The organism is Ensifer sp. GW823-FHT05D09, from assembly GCF_058795755.1.
In genome coordinates this window covers 111725-128820 of record NZ_JBXAIA010000002.1, presented here as the reverse complement: position 1 = coordinate 128820, position 17096 = coordinate 111725, and the positions used below count along the sequence as shown (strand labels likewise).

The following is a 17096-nucleotide window of genomic DNA, read 5'->3' as shown; positions in this document are numbered from 1 at the left end:
GGCGCAATTTTCGCGCCTCTTTATACCAACCTGTCCGCTATTCCAACCCCCTGCCCGATCTGTGCCGGACAATCAGGCCGTCAAATCTTCATAAGCCCGGTAAATGGCGAGGAAGTCTTCGGCTTTCAAGCTCGCACCACCGATCAGTGCCCCATCGACATTGGCGACGGCCATCAACTCGCGGGCATTGGACGGCTTGACCGAACCGCCATAGAGGATGCGCATCTTGGCACCGGCGTCGGCGAAGCGCGACACCAGTTCGTTGCGCATGAAGGCATGCGCCTCCTCGACGTCGGCAGTTGTCGGCGTCAGGCCCGTACCGATCGCCCAGACCGGCTCGTAGGCGATAACTGTGTTTTCCGCCGTGGCGGTATCGGGCAGGCTTTCGGCGAGCTGACGCTTGAGCACGTCGAGCGTCTTGCCCGCCTTGCGCTCGTCACCTGTTTCGCCGATGCAGACAATGGCGATGAGCTCGGCAGCGTGTGCAGCGTCGGTCTTTTCGCGCACCAGCCCGTCCTGTTCGGCATGGTCGGTGCGGCGCTCGGAATGGCCGACGATCACATGGGTACCGAAGCAATCGGCGATCATCTCGGCCGAGATGTCACCGGTGTGTGCGCCGGACTGCTTCTGATGGCAATCCTGAGCGCCGATCATCAGAGGACTGTCGTCGCACAGCGCCGTCGCCACGTAGAGCAACGTCGCAGGCGGGCAGATCAGCGTCTCGACCTTACCTGACAGATCGCCCTTGACCCCTTCGGCCATCGCCTTGATCTGATCGAGCGAGGCGCGCGTTCCGTTCATCTTCCAGTTTCCGGCGACGAGCGGGCGGATGTCAGGCGTCATGAAATTTCCTCCGGGTCAGGTACGTTTCTCCGGAAAGCGGCCTAGCAAATGCCACCGGCAAAGGAAAGCATGCGGCGCGCAATATTCCCGACAGGGCCAAAACGAGTGGCCCTGTCGGTCGTTTGTTGCTCAGGAAGGGCGAGCCATGTGGATCACAGCAAAAGGCAACCCTTCATCATCCGTCTCTTGCCGGCTGGTCTCGACAAAACCGCGACGGCGATAGAATTCAACGGCACTGGCATTATCGGCATAGACGCCAACATCGAGATGCCCGAGCCTCGCTGCCGCGTGCTCGATCAGCCCGCGGCCGATGCCGGCGCCATGGATCTCCGGATCCACAAACAGCCCGCCGATGAATCTGTCGATCAGGCCGATGAAGCCGGCCGGACGCCCGTCCACTTCCGCAACCCAATTATCCGCCATCGGCAGGTAGGTGTCGCGAACCATCTCTAGCTGGGCGAGCAGGCGCTCTTCGCCAAGGAAGGGGTGCCCGACGCGCGAGGCGGAGAGCCAGATATCGACCAGCCTGTCACGATCCTCTGCGCGGTAGGGACGGATGATTGCCTCGGACCGTTTCCCTGCCGAAACCTGCGTTGTCGCGTCCGGTTTCGCCGCCGCAATCGCATACATCAGCGGAATGCTGGGCATGGTTTCGGGTGGCAGCATCCGCCCGCCACCACTGTCGCGCATCGCCTCGAAGCCGACCCAGCCGTTGGCATAGGGATATTCCTTCAGGCATTCGACCTTGAGACCGGCGTTGATCAGCGCCTGGACGACGTCGGCGATGCCCCAATTGAACTCGAATGAGGGGTGGGGGTTGCGGAAATCCACCACCCCCTGCTCGTAGCCATCCGGCGCCAGACCCGTCCCGGAAGCTGCGACGTAATCGCCAACGCCCGCTTCGGAGATCGGCTCTCGCGGTGCATAGTCATAACGTGGCGTCCACGTTTCATCGAAGACCATCGCAAACGGATGAAACTCGATGAAGGCGAACCGGCCGCCGGGTTTCAGCACGGAAGCGATACCTCGAGCCCACGGCCCGAGGTCGGATAACCAGCATATGGTGCCATAGGACGCAAAGACGCGATCGAACACAGCGCCGCGTGCTCGAGCGCCTTCGAACCAGTGGAAAAGGTCGGCGCGCTCGAAAGTCGCCGCGATGCCGCTTTCGCTCGAAAGCCTTGTGGCAAATGCGATGGCTTCGTCGGAAATGTCGACGCCAGTGACGTTGGCGCCCAGGCGGGCAAGGCTCAAACTGTCCTGGCCGGAGTTGCATTGCAGATGCAAGAGATCGAGGCCGGCCAAGTCGCCGAGCAATTCGATCTCTTCGGGATAGAGCGTCGAGCCGCCGTTGCGGAAGAACGCGCCTTGATCACCCTTGTGGCTGTTGTGCGCGGCGGTTGCCGCGTTCCATGAGAGGCGATTGGCCTCGTGCAGGTCGTTTTGCATGTCTCTCTCGTAAAATATTCCAGGCGACGCCGGGTCGAGCGCCGCCAATGATGTCTCGTTCAGGCCGCAAATTTCAGCACGGCCTCCGGCTCTTCGCCGTAGCTGTCACCGGTTCGAACAAAGCCCAGTCCCTTGTAGAAGCCTTCCGGGCTTGCCTCGCCCAAGCCGTAGCTGGTGTAAAGCTCGCGGATCCCGCGCGCCTTGAGGTCGCGCACGACAAGGTCGATCGCCTTCTTGCCGATGCCCTTGCCCTGAAAAGGTCGGGCGATCATGAAGCGCCAGAGGTAGACGCCGGGGCAATCGATGCCATCGTCCCAATCCGATCCCTGGTGCAGCATGACGAAACCGACAAGCGTTTCCTCGGCGTAGATTGCGCGAAACCAGGCATTCTCGGAGAAATGTGCTTCGGCAATCGACGTGCCGTTGTCGGCCACCATGTTGCGCTGTTCTTCGCTCAGCGTTTCGCTGAGTTCGCAGACGTCGCAGACAGTCAGCGCCGAGATACGGCGGAAGGTGATTTCGGCATCGGACGGCAATGCATGTTCGCTCATGAGCGTTCCCTGAAAATCAATAGATGAAAACGAAGACCAGACCAAAAAGGCCGGCCGCGGTTTTAGATCGTCCGCCAACGATTTGAGCCAACGCTCAAATTGGACATATGATCAAATCTGCGCTATGTCAACCGGATACAACCGGAGACTGAATATGGTGTACATGACCCGCCTCGCCCGGCGTGAGGCGATCATCGCGGCGGCCATTGCCGTCATGCTGAAGGACGGCTTTGACGGGATGACGACACGGCGGGTAGCCGCCGAAATGGGAGCGGCAAACGGCATCATCCACCATCACTTCAAGACCGCAAGCGAACTCAAATGTGCGGCCTTCCAGCATTACGAGGCTGCGGCCCGGGCCGAATTCGTGAAGATGAGGCCGACGCTCGCAGCGACGTCGGCACTCAAGCTCTTCGTCAGCGACCACACGGACAACGCGCGCGAGAACGGCATGCGCTTCTGGGCGGAGGCATGGAGGGCGGCCCAGGCCGACATCGCGTTGGCAGAGGCTTACGCTGAGGCCGTTTCCTGTTGGCATCGCCTTCTCTGTGACATCATCGCGGATGGCATTGCAGCCGATGAATTCCGCACAGGCGCCGTGTCGGAAACGATCGCGTGGCGGATCCTCGGTCTCGGTATTGGCCTTTCCAGCATGGCGGTGCTGCCGGTGCCCCTGCTGTCGCCGCCAGCCGTCCGCAATCTCATGATGCAGACCGTGACCGACGACCTCGGCATCGCGCTTCAGGAGATGACCGGGGCACCCTGACTTACGCCTTCACCGCAAGCGCCCTGCGGATTTCCGCCAGGTGCCGCCGGTCGAACAAATTGAACACCTCGTCACCCACCAACCGGTGGACGTCCTGGATATGGGGATAGGCGTTCTCGGCCTCGCCGAGTGCCAGGTAAGAGCGTGCAATGGTCATCGATGCGAGCGGCTGGCGCAGTGAAAGCGTCCACGCACGAACAAGCTTCGAAACGGCGATGCCGTCGCGGTGACGACCGACGTCGTGAAGCGCAGCGCCATAACCACCCTTGACCCAATAATAGAGATCTTCCCCCTCGAAATTTGCGTCCGCCAGTTGCGCGGCCAGCCGCCACTGTTCGAGCGCGTCCTCGAACCGGCGCTCCGTCCCCAGTGCAATGCCGGCGTTTGCGTGGTCCAACACCACGTTTTCAAGTGGGATCAACTGGTGTGTCGGCTTATTCTCGGTCATGATTGATGTTCCGCGATAGGTTGGATTTTTGCAGAGACCAGACCAGCCAGCCCGCGGCCTGATCACAAGCAAATGAGGCGTCTTTCGCGCGCATCAACGTAAACGGCCCGCAGATTTACGGTATCGTCGGCGAATAAAAGCCAGGGCCTGTGGGTCCCATCCGAGCGACCAGAGCGAAGTCTTGGACTTCGTCTGAAATCGCGGGAGCTTGCCATGCTGCGAAACAGCAGATCGACATTCGGCTGGGTGACGATCGTCCTCCATTGGGCGATCGCCGCCTTGATCCTTGGCCTGATCGCGCTCGGCTTCGCCATGCGAAGACTATCGCTGGATCCGGCGTTGCAATTCTCACTCTACCAATGGCACAAATCGTTCGGATTTACCGTGCTTGCTCTCGCGGCGCTTCGGGCCGCCTGGCATCTCCTGGAGCGGAAACCAGAGGCGACCGCGGGCCTTTCGCCACTTGAACGGCAGGCATCGGCAAGAACGCATGTTGTGCTGATCGTTCTCACCTTGGCGGTGCCCCTTGCCGGCTGGGCGGTCGCGTCGACATCGACCCTGAACATTCCGAGCTTCTATTTCGACTGGTTCGTCATCCCGCATCTGCCGATGGCGAAATCAGAGGCGGCCGAGACCGTCTGGACGTCAACGCACGCGATCCTGGCCTACGTGATGCTCACCCTCGTCCTCGTCCACGCCCTGGCCGCTCTCTACCACCACATCATCAGGCGCGATGAGGTTCTGGCCCGCATGTTGACGTTGCGGCAGCGGCGTCACGGCGAAATCGAGAAAGCCAGCGGCGCGCCCCTGGTTGCCAAGAGGAAATAACCCATGATCATGCAGAAATCGAAACCATCGCCAGCAGCATTGGCACTTTGTATCGTGCTCACGAGCGCGTCTGGACCAGGTATTGCCAGAGCCAGTGCCCCGCAACTCCAGGACGCTGCCGGCAACTACGGCATTACCGGGGCGTCACGCGTTCATTTTTCCGTCGCCCAAGTCGGTGGCGGCGGCATTGTCGGCGACTTCGGCAAATTCTCAGGCAATTTTCGCATAGACGGCAACAATATCAGCCGCTCGTCAGTCGAGTTCACGCTCTATCCCGAAAGTGTCGAGACGGGAGAAAGCCGCGTCGAAGACTTTCTGAAGTCGAGCGCAGTCTTCGACAGCGCAACCTACCGCACCGTCACCTTCCGGTCGACCAGCATCACGCAGACCGGCCCTGACTCAGCCGCTGTCGAAGGCACCCTGACCGCGCGCGGCAAAACCCGGAAGGAACGTTTCTCGGTAAAGCTGACGGACTGGAACAGCCGCTCGATCTCGTTCATGATCCGGGGCAGCATCTTTCGCTCGCCCTACGGCATGGACGTCGGCACACCGATCTATTCCAACGTCGTCGAATTCGACATGAACATAAAGGGGCAGAAGCACTAAGCGCCCTGCCCCCTCTCAATCGATTGCGAACGCTATCAGCTGCCGATCTGACTGCCGACGAAGTCCTTGACGATACGCACGATCCCACGGCCCAGGAGCGCGTCGAGCGCGGCAATGAACTGGTCGACATGAGCACGTTCGCAGATCAGCGGCGGCTCAAGGCGGATGACGTTGCGATTGTATTCGGTAAAGGCGACAAGCACGTCGTAGTCGCGCAGAAGCAAGGCGCCGATGAAGCCCGAGAGCGATCCCTTCAGCTTGTCGTCGAGCACGGAAACCACGGGACGCAGTACCATCGGCAATGTCTGGCTGAAATCCTGGAACTCCAGGCCAACCATCAGGCCCTTGCCGCGCACATCCTTGATGATCTTCGGATACTTCTCCTTCAACGCCTGCAGACGCTCAAGCAGATAGTCGCCGCTGTCGGCGGCGCGATCGATCAGATGATCGTCGTAGAGCACGTTGATGCCCTCGATCGCTGTGACGCAAGCTTCACCCATGCCGCCGAACGTCGCCATGGCGTGGATCATCGCCGTCTTCGATGTGCCATAGGCTTTCATGTAGACTTCGCGCCGCGCGATCATCGCGCCAACCGCCGCCTTGCCAGCGCCGAGCGACTTGGCGAGGGCGGTAACGTCAGGCACGACCCCATAATGCTCGAAAGCATAGAAGCGGCCCGAGCGGCCATAACCGCATTGCACTTCGTCCGCGACCCACAGAACGCCATAGCGATCGCACAGAGCGCGAAGCTGCTGCCAGTATTCGGCCGGTGCCTGGATGATGCCGCCGCCGCCCTGGATGGTCTCAAGCACGATGACGCCGATCTCCGGATCGGACTGGAAGGCTTTCTCCACGGCCGCGATATCGGCGAAGGGAACACGCACCGTGTTGTCAGTGAGCTTGAAATCGGCGCGGTAGAGTTGCCCGTCGGTGATAGCAAGCACCCCCTTGGTCTTGCCGTGGAAAGAATTTTCCGCATAGACGACCTTCGGTCGCTTCGGGCCGGCGGCGCGCTCGGCAAGCTTGATCGCTGCCTCCATCGCCTCGGAACCGGACGACCCGAGGAAGACCATGTCGAGGTCACCGGGCGAGCAGGCGGCGATGTTCTTGGCGAGCGCCGCCGCATATTGCGACATGAAGGCGATGGCGATCTCGTGGCGCTTCTCGTCCTGGAACTTCTGACGCGCTTCGAGAATGCGCGGATGGTTGTGGCCAAAGGCCAGCGAGCCGAAGCCGCCGAAGAAATCGAGGATCTTCCGGCCGTTCTGGTCGGTGTAATACATGCCCTCGGCGCTTTCGATCTTCACCTTGTGAAAACCGAGCAGCTTCATGAAGTGCAACTGGCCTGGATTGAGGTGGTCCTTGAAGGCCGTAGTGATATCGCCGATCGACATGGCTTTCGCCTGCTCGACCGTGAGCAGATTTGGCCTTGCGACGCCACCTTCTTGCGACGGTGCCGAGACGGCTGTGCGGTTCGGTCTATCCAGCATGGTCATTCCCCTCACTCGGCCGGTACGGCAGCGGCGTTTTGTATCGTGGCACCGGACTTCTTGGCCCGATATTCGTCATAGGCGGCAACCAGCATATCGCCGTCGTTGAACTCCGGCCGCCAGCCGAGCTGATGCTTCAGCTTGCCCGTCTCGCGCACGCACAGTTCGTCGGCAATCAGGTACTGCTCCGGATCCATGATCGGCTTGTTGATCAGATCGAAGAGTGCAAGCGTCTGCTTGACCGCGAAGGCGGGCGTCGGCAGCAGGAAGGACTTTGAGCCGGCATGCTTGATCAGGTTGCCGAGCAGTTCGCGAACCGATGGCGGATTGTCGGAGCCGAGGTTGTAGGCCTCGTTGGGCACGCCGCCTTTCCAGGCAAGCCGCGCCGCTTCGGCGCAATCGAACACCGAGATGAACTGGTATGGCACCTTGCCAGAACCGATCATCGGCACCGGCAGGTTCATGTCGATCAGCTTGAACAGTTTTTCGAGAATGCCGAGACGACCGGGGCCGATGATCAGGCGCGGGCGGAAGATCGAGATGCTCATGCCCTGCTTGCGCCATTGCACGGCCAGTTGTTCTGTCGCCCACTTCGACTTTCCGTATTCGCCGAGCGGCTTTGCCGGATGGTCCTCGGTCTGCGGTGACTGAACCGTATGGCCGTAGATCATGTCGGTGGTGAACTGCACAAGGCGTGAGGCGTTCGCTACACCCATGGCCTTCATGATGTTCTCGGCGCCGTAGTAGTTGACCGGCCAGAAGAAATCCCAACGCTTCGAGCGGATCTGCAACGGCGACAGCATCTTGGCCGCCATGTTGTAGACCATGTCGTCCGGACCGATGCCGACCTTCAGCACATCGCTCATCTGCGTCACGTCGCAATGGACGAAGCGCGCGCGGCTGTAGTGCGACAGATCGGATTTGACGATATCGGCGACGACGACATCTTCGCCGTCCTGAACGAGGCGCTGCGCCAGATGCCGCCCGACGAACCCGTCGCCACCAAAGATAATATGCTTCATGACTTGCTCCCGAAATCTGCTGTTCTTGCTCCAGCCGCATCGGCCGGCGTTTCGTCGCTATGGGAAGACATGCCCGACTGGGCGATCAGGACCGTTCCGACGCAGATGAGCGCGATGCCGGCGATGCGCCAGGCGTTGAGATCCTCGCGAAAAACAAAGTAGGCGAAGATCGCGACCGCCACGTAGGCCAGGCTCAGGAACGGATAGGCGAAGGAAAGCTCCACCTTCGACAGCACGTAGAGATGCGATGCCATGGAGATGACGAAGGTCGCGAGCCCCGCAAAGACCCATGGATTGAAAACGATCTGGAACAGGCGAACGATCGCCGTCTCTGCCGTCATCGAGATCGGCCCGAGCGACATCATGCCCTGCTTCAGCATCAGCTGTGCGGCCGCATTGGTCAGAACAGTGAAGAGAATGAATGGAATATATTTCATAGTTTTACTCCCAGTCCCGGGAAATGAACTACACGCAATAGGCGCATATTCCGTGAAGTTCGCGCATTTAATTTAATAAAATTGTCTGCATTCTCATTTTGACAAAGCCAACGCGGTGCGGCGCCAGAAGTTCGACGTCAGCGCCGGATCGCGCAACGCCTCAAGCTTCCGCCAAGAAGTGAAAGACTTTTCAAAGACTTGTGGGCTCATGCGCGCATCCTTGTAAGGATTGATCGCGCCCCCGGCTTCGACAACGATCGCGTCCAAGCGGTCCAGCAGCTTTACCGTTCGTTCACCCTGATTGGCGAAGTCGAGCGTCAAGGTAAAACCAGGCCGGGGAAACGACAGCAGGCCGCGCGAGGCGACGTCCCCAAAGCGCTTCAACACCGTGAGGAAGGATGCATGTCCGGCACGACGCGCGGTGTCCATCAGGATCGCAGTGATTTCCCGGGCATTCTCGGTAGGGTAGACGCTCTGGTGCTGATAGAGCCCTTTGGGACCGTAAAGCCTGTTCCACGCGCCGATGGCATCGAGCGGATAGAAGTAGGACGTCCACGGCACCGTCGAAACGGTTTCGCCCGGCTTCTCCTTGCGGAAATAGTATTCGTTGAACGCCTTGAGCGTCGCGAAGTTGAGAAGGTTGAAAGGTGGCGAGAACGGCACCGAGAGTTTCATGCCTTTCGGCATGTCCGGAAACTCGCACGAGCCATCCGCATGATCCCCGGCGAGCAGGACCCCACGGCCCATGCGCCGTCCGGTTGCAAGCTGGTCGATCCAGGCGACGGAGTATTCATGCTCCTCGTCGACGCCGTCGACCAGACCGAAGTATTCGTCGAGATTGTCGAAACGAATGGCGTGCTGCTGAACATGTGGCGACGGCACTTTGTTGAGACGAAGGCTCACGGTCAGGATCAAACCGGTCAGCCCCATGCCGCCGATCGTGGCTGCAAACAGCTCCGGGTTTTCCTGTGGCGTGCAGGTCAAGCGTTCGCCATTGGACCGCAAAAGCGTGAAGCCGGTGACGTGATTGCCGAAGGTCCCCCGCGCATGATGGTTCTTGCCGTGAACGTCGTTGGCAAGCGCGCCACCGATCGTGACGAAAGCCGTGCCGGGCGTCACCGGAAGAAAGAAACGGTGGGGAATGGCACGTGCAAGAACTTCGCCAAGGGTAATGCCCGCCTCGCAGGTCATCATGCCGGTGCCGGGGTCGAACGCGAGTATGCGGGCGTGGCGGCGATTGTCGATCAGTACGCCCAGATCGTTGTGGCAGCTGTCGCCATAGCTGCGACCGTTGCCGAACGGGAGGAACGTCTCCGGCTCGATCGAACCGATGCGATCTTCGTAGTCGTCCGGCGAAATGCCCTGCCGCGGCCGGCGATCGAGCCGGCCCCAGCTTTCGTAATCTTGCGTGTTCATTGCGGCCCGACAGCTCCGAAAAGGATGAGTAACGCCCCGACCAGCATGGTCAGCTGGCTGCGCCAGTCGCGCATGATGAAAACGACAGGATCCTCGTGCAGCATGCCACGACGTGCAAGCATCCAGATCCGCAACAGCATATAGAGCACCAGCGGGCAGAGCGGCCACAACGCCCACGGCGTCGTGTACATTTCCTGCAGTTCCTTGCTGTGCACATAGAGCGCAAGCACCAGGGCCGAGGTGAAGGCTGAGGCCACACCTGCCTGTCCGACCATTTCGAAATCGACCGCGAGGTAACCACGGCCAGGAACGGCGCCACCATCCTTGTCGTCGAATTCATGCAGTTCAACGTAGCGCTTCACCAGCGCCAGGCTCAGGAAGAAGAAGATCGCAAAGGACACCAGCCAGAAGGAGAGCTCCGTTCCGGTCGCAGCGGCGCCGGCGACGATACGGGTGGTGTAGAGGCCGGCGAGCGTGAAGACGTCGACGAGAAGCTTGCGCTTGAGCACGAAGGTGTAAGCCGTCGTCGCGCAGGCATAAAAAGCGAGGACGCAGGCAAATTTCCAGGGAAGCAGAAAGGTCAGCGAAACCGAGGCGAGGATCAGGCAGACGGCCAGCGTGAACGCGGTCGGAACCGACATCTGACCGCTGGCCAGCGGCCGGTTACGCTTCTTTGCGTGCCGCCGGTCGTTCGCGAGATCGGACAGATCGTTGATCACGTAGACGGCGGAGGCGAGGAAGCTGAACGCGAAGAATGCGATGATAACGCTCACGAGCGCATCGACATGCAGCACTTCGTGATTGAGGATCATCGGCACGCCGATCAGCACGTTCTTCGCCCACTGATGGACCCGGATCGACTTCAGCGGGGCAAGCATGCTGACCTTGCCGGTGTCGAGTTTCTCCGCGTCGTGGTTGCGGCGCCATTTCTCGGCGGCCGCGTCGGGTGCCACGACGATCGCCCGGCGCGCAACGTCGAAAACCGCGATGTCGTCGCGGCTGTTGCCCATATAGTCGAAACCGCCTTTGCCGAAGCGTTCGACCAGCGCGTCACGCTTCCGGCTGCTCGTCATGTTGAGCGTCTCTGATGAATGCATGATCGACGCAAAGAGGCCGACATGTGCTGCGACGTCGTGGGCGACGGAAGCTGCCGCGCCGGTCACCAGCACAATCTCGCGTCCGTCGGCACGTTCGGCCGACAGGCGATCCAGGACGACCTGGCGGTACGGCCAGTCCTCCGCCTTTCGGCCCGAGCGCAGGGCAACCTCATGTTTCAGGCGTGCCTTGCCCTGCCACAACCACATGAGCATCAGCACAAGCATCAGCGGGTTGCGCAGCAGAATGATCGCGGCGCCTTCCCATAGCGTATCGGCGGCCAGCAATGTGCCGTCCAGGTCGACACACAGCGGAACCTGCCGTGTTTCGGTACGCGCATCCATGAAATATACCCCAGCAATATCTGCCGAAGATCATCGCGCCGATCGCTTTCAAAGGTGGAAACAAGCGGCCAGGTTGCACCCGGAAATTGCCGGTCTGGTTAACAAATGCCGAGTGCTGGACGGTGCGTTTCAGCGACTGCCGATCCAGTTCAAGGCGTCGCGCCAATCGGTCATGCGAACCGGCGTTCCGTGCGAACCGGTTTCAAACAGCACGAAGCGGGTCGGGTATCCCTGCCCTTTCAACGCACCATAGAGGGCCTTCTGGCTCTCGGCCGGATAGACGCTATCCTTGCTGCCATGGCTGAAGAACATCGGCAGCCTTGCCTTGTACGCGGCACTCTTGGTGAATTCGGGATCGGCGACGCCGCCCATGATCATCATGCCGCCAAGGGCCGCAACGGCACCGGCATCTCGGGCCACACCCCAACAGATGAAGCTGCCCATGGAGGCGCAAGCCAGCACGACCGGCCGACCGCCGGAGCGCTCGGCAACAAGCTTGACCAAGCCGGCAACATCAGCCGCCCCGGCCGTATCGAACGACCGGACGCTCGGTGCATAGTAGACGCCGCCATTGGCGACAGCCAGGTTCTTCAGACGATTGAAGTTGCCACCGAACGAAAAGTCGTTGGCGCCTAGCCGCCGGTCGCCGCCTCGCCCGTGGATGAAGATTACGCTGAATGCAGCGCCCTGCTCCCGACCGACGCGTGTTACATCAAGAGAACGCCCACCGATTTCGATAGTTTCGTTGACTTGATCTCCCTTGACGCCAAGCGAAACGAAGGCGCGCTTGACCCGCCGCTCCGGAATTTCGTCACGCCCGTTGATGTCGCGCAATTCCTGATAATCGACGACGCGGTAGTCGCCATTGTCGCTCTGCTCAAGCACTGTGCCGTAGGAAAACAGATCATCCTTGTATGGCTTCAGCACCTGCGCCGCGGCGGAAGCAGCGGCCCCGGCAACAAGCCCGAAGGACAGCACGATGGCGCTAAGACGACGAAAGCAAAAATGAGCTGTGGACACGGACAACGAAGGGCTCCCTGGTTAGTCGCAAAGCCTTGCCATCGGCTCGGCACCAAAGCAACAGTTGGTGACAGGTGCCAACGCTCAGGCATTATTTTGCAGGCATTCGGCGCCGCCATTCTCCTTTTGTTCGCACAATCTGCAAGAGTCTGGCAGAATTCGGGTGATTCGAATGACTGGGGATGGCGACAAGACCGAGGTCTTGCTATGGCCTTGACACCTCCGCACGACAGGAATGATCTAGACGCCCCATGGACGACAGCAACGACCTCTTCTCTGCAATGCCCGAACAACCGAAGCCCGTTGCGCCGGAAGCCGCGCCCGCTGCGCGAGCGGCACCGGTCCCGCGTGAAGAACCGCGCCCTGCCCCCAAGAACAGCGGCAGCGACGACTACGACGCTTCGGCAATCGAGGTGTTGGAAGGGCTGGAGCCGGTCCGTCGGCGTCCGGGCATGTATATCGGCGGCACCGACGAAAAGGCGCTGCACCATCTCTTCGCCGAAGTCATCGACAATTCGATGGACGAAGCGGTGGCGGGCCATGCCAACTTCATCGACGTCCATCTCGATGCCGACGGCTATCTGTCGGTGACCGACAACGGCCGCGGTATTCCGGTCGAAAACCACCCCAAATTCCCCGGAAAATCGACGCTCGAAGTCGTCATGACGGTGCTGCATGCGGGCGGCAAGTTCGATGGCAAGGCGTACGAGACCTCCGGCGGTCTGCACGGCGTCGGCGTTTCCGTGGTGAACGCGCTTTCGGACGATCTGGAGGTCGAGGTCGCCAGAAACCGCAAGCTTTATCGTCAGCGCTTTTCGCGCGGCGTACCGCAGGGCGGGCTGGAAGAACTGGGTGACGTCCACAATCGGCGCGGAACGCGGGTTCGCTTTCATCCCGATCCGCAGATCTTCGGACCGCATGCCCGCTTCGAGCCGGCGCGGCTGTTCCGTATGGCCCGCTCCAAGGCCTATCTGTTCGGCGGCGTCGAGATCCGCTGGTCGTGCGATCCGTCGCTGCTGCTGGAAGGTTCCGAAATTCCGGATCGGGCGGTGTTCCATTTCCCGGGCGGCCTGAAGGACTATCTCGCCGCCACGCTCGGCAAGGAATTCACTGTCACTCGCGAGATCTTTGCCGGCAAATCCGAGAAGTCGAACGGCCACGGCTCGCTCGAATGGGCGGTCACCTGGTACGGCGGCGACCAGCAGGTCCATTCCTATTGCAACACCATTCCCACACCCGAAGGCGGGACGCACGAGGCGGGTTTCCGCATCGCGCTCACCAAGGGTCTGAAGAACTACGCCGAGCTGACGCAGAACAAGCGTGCCGCGATCATCACCACCGATGACGTGATGATTTCAGCCGCCGGCATGCTGTCGGTTTTCATCCGCGAACCGGAATTCGTCGGCCAGACGAAGGACAAGCTGGCAACCGTCGAGGCGCAGCGCATCGTCGAAAACGCCTTGCGCGACCCCTTCGACCATTATCTTGCCGACAATCCGGCGGAGGCTGCAAAGCTGCTCGAATGGGTGATCGAGCGTGCCGACGAGCGCGTTCGCCGCCGCAAGGAAAAGGAAGTCAACCGCAAGACCGCCGTGCGCAAGCTGCGCCTGCCCGGCAAGCTTGCCGACTGCTCGCAGAACACCGCTGATGGCGCCGAACTTTTCATCGTCGAAGGGGATTCGGCTGGCGGCTCGGCCAAGCAGGCGCGCAATCGCGCCAACCAGGCCATCCTGCCGCTGCGCGGCAAGATCCTGAACGTCGCCAGCGCCGGCCGCGAAAAGCAGGGCGCCAACCAGCAGATCGCCGACCTGATCCAGGCGCTCGGCTGTGGCACGCGCAGCAAGTACCGTGAAGAGGATCTTCGCTACGAGCGCATCGTCGTCATGACCGACGCCGACGTCGATGGCGCACATATCGCCTCGCTGCTGATCACCTTCTTCTATCAGGAGATGCCCGAGCTCATCCGCGGCGGCCACCTCTATCTCGCCGTGCCGCCGCTTTATCGCCTGAGCCAGGGCTCAAAGACGCTTTACGCGCGCGACGATGCCCATCGCGAAGAACTGATGCGCACCGAATTCAACGGCCGCGGCAAGGTGGAAGTCGGCCGCTTCAAGGGTCTTGGCGAGATGCTGCCGGCGCAGCTCAAGGAAACGACGATGGATCCGAAGTTCCGTACGTTGCTGAAGGTGCAGATCGACGACGTCGATTTCGAAGGCACGCGCGAAGCCGTCGACAACCTGATGGGTACGAAGGCCGACGCACGCTTTCGCTTCATCCAGGAGCGGGCAGTGTTCGCCGACAATCTCGACATCTGACCAACCGATCCGTCGCGGTGCCTACCTGCTTGCCGGCCGACGGGCACCCGCTGTGGTGCCAGAAGCGACAAGGCCTATCCGTCGAGATCAGCAGGCGGCTGCAGCACCTTCTCCATGAACAGGCTTAGCGGGTCCGGCTGATAACCGCCGAAAGGCGGACGCTCGACATAACCGCTGTTTCTGTAAAGTCCGATTGCTTCCGGTTGGTGAATGCCGGTTTCAAGTCGGATCACGTCAAGCCCGATGCTCACGGCGCGCTGCTCGATTGCCTGCAAAAGGCGCTTGCCGACTTTCAGCCCCCGCGCTTGGGGATCGACGAACATGCGCTTGATCTCCGCCGTGCCATCGCCGGCTTCGACCAGCGCGCAGCAACCAACGATCGCCCCGTCGAAGCGGGCAACGAAGAATGATACGTCCGGCTGCTCCAGCGCCGATACATCGACAAGATGATTGCTTTCGGCGGGATAGAGCGAGGCGGCATAGGCGTCCGACATCTCCAGGAGGCGCAGGATTTCCGGCTGCCGCGGCGGCTCTTCGGCAATCGTGACTTCAGGCAATTTTTGATCCATGGCTGATTCTGAGTTCTGGTACGGTTCGCGGAAGAAACTACGGTCGGGCGTATCGGGAGCCAATACGTCAAATTGCGCAACAAACGGACCTGCCCCATCAATCCGAATGACGCGACGAAACAAATTGTTTCTGCGCATTCAAGCCATCGCCCCATTTCAGGAAGAATCACGCAGGCATAAGTTGACGTCAGAAAACGCACAATCATGCACCAGATGGACACAGCCAGACCATGAAAGCCGCCCTGATCGTCATGACCATTCTTGGCTGTGACCACGACGTGAACCAGTGCCAATATATTTCGACCGTGGATGGGGCATGGCCCTCAATCGCGCAGTGCGATACCGATTCGCAGAAACAGCTGCCACGCTTCTCCAACGCCAACTATCCGGTGGTCGTTGCCGTCTGCGAGAGCTCCGGCCCCGGCCTTGCAACCAACGAACCGCAGCAGGAGGTGGCTGCTCCCCTACCACGGCCCGAGACGCCATCACCTCAGGTGACCGAGCCGCAACCGGGCCTGCCGAAACGGACTTTGGAATTTCTCTCCGGCGCCGTCCCCGACCGCGAGAAGCTGAAAAGCCTCGTCAGCAAGCCGGTTCACTACATCGAGGACGGTTACTCCTGGGTGGCGCGGCGGTTCACCGACTGACGCAGGAAGGCGAGATCAGCATCAACGCGTATGCCGGCGGCGTGACCTCAACGAAGCTGTAGCCCCTTCGGCTTCAACTTCGGTGAGGCAACGTCAGGCGGCTTGGCGCGCGGCCAATTGAGCATAGTCGCGAGCCGACTGCCGCTGCTCGGCAAAGGCCAGTCGCTCAAGAATTTCCGCCATTGCATTGCATGCCGGCGAAGACGCACCTTGGCCGCGCAGGCTTGTAAGCAGCGCCGAGCAGACGGAGGCGCGGCAATCGTCAGCACCCGTATTGCCATCCCTGCGCCAAAGAAGGACCGCTTCGGCAAACGCTTCGCTGACGTCGCGCCCGAGACCGGCGCTCTCGAACAACGCGCGGATCGAATGAATACGGCCGCTCGAAAGGATCGAGCGAACGCGCTTTTCCGCAACGCCGGAGAGGTCGACGATCGCGGCCGAGAAAAACTCCGCCCGGCCCGTGACAAGTGCGTGCAGCAGGAAGGCCGGCGTCAGACGGCCGGTTTCGCGCAGATGGGCGACGAGGTTCGGCAATTCGTTCACTGCCAGGGCACCAGCCATGCCGACCGCTGCGACATCACAGGCCTCGCGCGTGACGCGCTCTACCCGTGACGTGCCTATCGCCATCTGGACCAGGCCGAATGCGGCAAGGGCTGCCCCAACCTCTTCGACAAGCGCGTGCCGCGCGTCACCTGGAAGATCAGCACGATCAAGCAGAAGGTCGCGGACGGATGCGGAATGGCCGAGGCGGTCGGCGATCCGCTTCAACGACCGGCGCGACAGTTGCGCGCCGGCGTTTTCCAGCAGGATCAGCATTTCTTCTTCGCCGCCGATTTCGGCGATAGCGGCTGAGACCGAGCGGGAAACGAACGTACGCGCCGCAATCAGCGCCCGCGTTTCGACCGAGCCGCGGGCAGCAAGATCGACAAGATCATCGTCCGTCAGAACGGGCGAGCGTGAAATGACGATATAGGCGATCTCAGGCTGGTCTTCGGCAAGACCGAGAACGATGGCGCGCGGAACATCGGACGATGCGGCAAGCACGTCCGCCAGAGCGAAACGCACCTTTGGCGAGGGATCGTCGAGCAGAAAGGTCATGGCCATTTCGGCGGCCTGACGATCGATGCCGTTCATCTGCGCGTCGACATACGCCCGGCCGAGGGCTCGTGCAGCGCGAGCCCGATCGCCCGTTCTCGCCGTTTCCACCCAGCGAAGAAATGCTTGTATGATCACCGACGCCCCACTAGACA

Annotated in this window: 17 protein-coding genes; 5 read left to right on the top strand and 12 right to left on the bottom strand. The window is 60.9% G+C overall.

Annotated features, from left to right (window positions below):
* Window positions 1-72: 72 nt before the first annotated feature.
* The 3 genes from tpiA to AC1Q80_RS06365 all read right to left on the bottom strand — a co-directional run bounded on the left by tpiA (window position 73) and on the right by AC1Q80_RS06365 (window position 2843).
* Window positions 73-843, bottom strand: coding sequence for a triose-phosphate isomerase (tpiA, locus tag AC1Q80_RS06375; RefSeq protein WP_492359943.1), 771 nt, complete (start codon window positions 841-843; stop codon window positions 73-75).
* 129 nt (window positions 844-972) lie between these two features.
* A complete protein-coding gene (locus AC1Q80_RS06370) occupies window positions 973-2292 on the bottom strand; it encodes a GNAT family N-acetyltransferase (RefSeq protein WP_492359942.1) in 1320 nt (439 codons plus the stop codon).
* A 59-nt stretch (window positions 2293-2351) separates the two neighbouring features.
* On the bottom strand, window positions 2352-2843 hold the full coding sequence (locus AC1Q80_RS06365; RefSeq protein ID WP_173419794.1) for a GNAT family N-acetyltransferase: 492 nt from the start codon (window positions 2841-2843) through the stop codon (window positions 2352-2354).
* 154 nt (window positions 2844-2997) lie between these two features.
* Between AC1Q80_RS06365 and AC1Q80_RS06360 the strand changes: the two genes are divergently transcribed.
* Window positions 2998-3609: a TetR family transcriptional regulator C-terminal domain-containing protein gene (locus AC1Q80_RS06360; RefSeq protein WP_173419793.1), complete on the top strand. Its 612-nt coding sequence runs from the start codon at window positions 2998-3000 to the stop codon at window positions 3607-3609.
* A 1-nt stretch (window position 3610) separates the two neighbouring features.
* On the opposite strand, the gene AC1Q80_RS06355 is transcribed toward AC1Q80_RS06360, so the two are convergent.
* Window positions 3611-4057 (bottom strand): hypothetical protein, encoded by a 447-nt coding sequence (locus AC1Q80_RS06355; RefSeq protein WP_492359941.1) that lies wholly within the window; start codon window positions 4055-4057, stop codon window positions 3611-3613.
* Window positions 4058-4270: 213 nt separating this feature from the next.
* Here AC1Q80_RS06355 and AC1Q80_RS06350 point away from each other — a divergent pair, with 213 nt between their 5' ends.
* Together AC1Q80_RS06350 and AC1Q80_RS06345 are read left to right on the top strand one after the other, a co-directional pair.
* Window positions 4271-4885 (top strand): cytochrome b, encoded by a 615-nt coding sequence (locus tag AC1Q80_RS06350; RefSeq protein ID WP_492359940.1) that lies wholly within the window; start codon window positions 4271-4273, stop codon window positions 4883-4885.
* Between the two features lie 3 nt (window positions 4886-4888).
* Window positions 4889-5491 (top strand): YceI family protein, encoded by a 603-nt coding sequence (locus tag AC1Q80_RS06345; protein ID WP_173419790.1) that lies wholly within the window; start codon window positions 4889-4891, stop codon window positions 5489-5491.
* A 35-nt stretch (window positions 5492-5526) separates the two neighbouring features.
* On the opposite strand, the gene AC1Q80_RS06340 is transcribed toward AC1Q80_RS06345, so the two are convergent.
* From AC1Q80_RS06340 to AC1Q80_RS06315, 6 genes are all read right to left on the bottom strand, one after another.
* Complete coding sequence (locus AC1Q80_RS06340; RefSeq protein WP_412728419.1) at window positions 5527-6981, bottom strand: aspartate aminotransferase family protein; 1455 nt, start codon at window positions 6979-6981, stop codon at window positions 5527-5529.
* An 11-nt stretch (window positions 6982-6992) separates the two neighbouring features.
* Window positions 6993-8003: an NAD-dependent epimerase/dehydratase family protein gene (locus tag AC1Q80_RS06335; RefSeq protein ID WP_492359939.1), complete on the bottom strand. Its 1011-nt coding sequence runs from the start codon at window positions 8001-8003 to the stop codon at window positions 6993-6995.
* Window positions 8000-8440 (bottom strand): EamA family transporter, encoded by a 441-nt coding sequence (locus AC1Q80_RS06330; protein WP_173419787.1) that lies wholly within the window; start codon window positions 8438-8440, stop codon window positions 8000-8002. The genes AC1Q80_RS06335 and AC1Q80_RS06330 overlap by 4 nt, the downstream gene beginning before the upstream one ends.
* A 93-nt stretch (window positions 8441-8533) precedes the next feature.
* Window positions 8534-9856 carry an FAD-binding oxidoreductase gene (locus AC1Q80_RS06325; protein ID WP_492360357.1) on the bottom strand — a complete coding sequence of 441 codons (1323 nt, stop codon included), beginning with the start codon at window positions 9854-9856 and terminating at the stop codon, window positions 8534-8536.
* The gene (locus tag AC1Q80_RS06320) at window positions 9853-11295 is read right to left on the bottom strand and encodes a UbiA family prenyltransferase (RefSeq protein ID WP_492359938.1); all 1443 of its coding nucleotides are present in this window, start codon (window positions 11293-11295) and stop codon (window positions 9853-9855) included. Before AC1Q80_RS06320 ends, AC1Q80_RS06325 begins: the two co-directional genes overlap by 4 nt.
* A gap of 129 nt (window positions 11296-11424) precedes the next feature.
* A complete protein-coding gene (locus AC1Q80_RS06315) occupies window positions 11425-12321 on the bottom strand; it encodes an alpha/beta hydrolase (protein ID WP_492359937.1) in 897 nt (298 codons plus the stop codon).
* A 245-nt stretch (window positions 12322-12566) separates the two neighbouring features.
* Here AC1Q80_RS06315 and parE point away from each other — a divergent pair, with 245 nt between their 5' ends.
* Window positions 12567-14630 carry a DNA topoisomerase IV subunit B gene (gene parE, locus AC1Q80_RS06310; RefSeq protein WP_173419784.1) on the top strand — a complete coding sequence of 688 codons (2064 nt, stop codon included), beginning with the start codon at window positions 12567-12569 and terminating at the stop codon, window positions 14628-14630.
* A 74-nt stretch (window positions 14631-14704) separates the two neighbouring features.
* On the opposite strand, the gene AC1Q80_RS06305 is transcribed toward parE, so the two are convergent.
* Window positions 14705-15187 carry a GNAT family N-acetyltransferase gene (locus tag AC1Q80_RS06305; protein ID WP_492360356.1) on the bottom strand — a complete coding sequence of 161 codons (483 nt, stop codon included), beginning with the start codon at window positions 15185-15187 and terminating at the stop codon, window positions 14705-14707.
* A 242-nt stretch (window positions 15188-15429) separates the two neighbouring features.
* Here AC1Q80_RS06305 and AC1Q80_RS06300 point away from each other — a divergent pair, with 242 nt between their 5' ends.
* A complete protein-coding gene (locus AC1Q80_RS06300) occupies window positions 15430-15846 on the top strand; it encodes a hypothetical protein (RefSeq protein ID WP_209792843.1) in 417 nt (138 codons plus the stop codon).
* A 93-nt stretch (window positions 15847-15939) separates the two neighbouring features.
* Here the strand turns inward: AC1Q80_RS06300 and AC1Q80_RS06295 are convergent, their stop codons facing one another.
* A complete protein-coding gene (locus AC1Q80_RS06295; protein ID WP_492359936.1) occupies window positions 15940-17079 on the bottom strand; it encodes a DUF2336 domain-containing protein in 1140 nt (379 codons plus the stop codon).
* Window positions 17080-17096: the final 17 nt, after the last annotated feature.

Coding starts and splice junctions, on each gene's coding strand:
- AC1Q80_RS06330 (WP_173419787.1), bottom strand. CDS start 8,440: ATGAAATATATTCCATTCATTCTCTTCACTGTTCTGACCAATGCGGCC.
- AC1Q80_RS06320 (WP_492359938.1), bottom strand. CDS start 11,295: ATGGATGCGCGTACCGAAACACGGCAGGTTCCGCTGTGTGTCGACCTG.
- AC1Q80_RS06300 (WP_209792843.1), top strand. CDS start 15,430: ATGAAAGCCGCCCTGATCGTCATGACCATTCTTGGCTGTGACCACGAC.
- tpiA (WP_492359943.1), bottom strand. CDS start 843: ATGACGCCTGACATCCGCCCGCTCGTCGCCGGAAACTGGAAGATGAAC.
- AC1Q80_RS06370 (WP_492359942.1), bottom strand. CDS start 2,292: ATGCAAAACGACCTGCACGAGGCCAATCGCCTCTCATGGAACGCGGCA.
- AC1Q80_RS06360 (WP_173419793.1), top strand. CDS start 2,998: ATGGTGTACATGACCCGCCTCGCCCGGCGTGAGGCGATCATCGCGGCG.
- AC1Q80_RS06355 (WP_492359941.1), bottom strand. CDS start 4,057: ATGACCGAGAATAAGCCGACACACCAGTTGATCCCACTTGAAAACGTG.
- AC1Q80_RS06325 (WP_492360357.1), bottom strand. CDS start 9,856: ATGAACACGCAAGATTACGAAAGCTGGGGCCGGCTCGATCGCCGGCCG.
- AC1Q80_RS06345 (WP_173419790.1), top strand. CDS start 4,889: ATGATCATGCAGAAATCGAAACCATCGCCAGCAGCATTGGCACTTTGT.
- AC1Q80_RS06340 (WP_412728419.1), bottom strand. CDS start 6,981: ATGCTGGATAGACCGAACCGCACAGCCGTCTCGGCACCGTCGCAAGAA.
- AC1Q80_RS06350 (WP_492359940.1), top strand. CDS start 4,271: ATGCTGCGAAACAGCAGATCGACATTCGGCTGGGTGACGATCGTCCTC.
- parE (WP_173419784.1), top strand. CDS start 12,567: ATGGACGACAGCAACGACCTCTTCTCTGCAATGCCCGAACAACCGAAG.
- AC1Q80_RS06365 (WP_173419794.1), bottom strand. CDS start 2,843: ATGAGCGAACATGCATTGCCGTCCGATGCCGAAATCACCTTCCGCCGT.
- AC1Q80_RS06335 (WP_492359939.1), bottom strand. CDS start 8,003: ATGAAGCATATTATCTTTGGTGGCGACGGGTTCGTCGGGCGGCATCTG.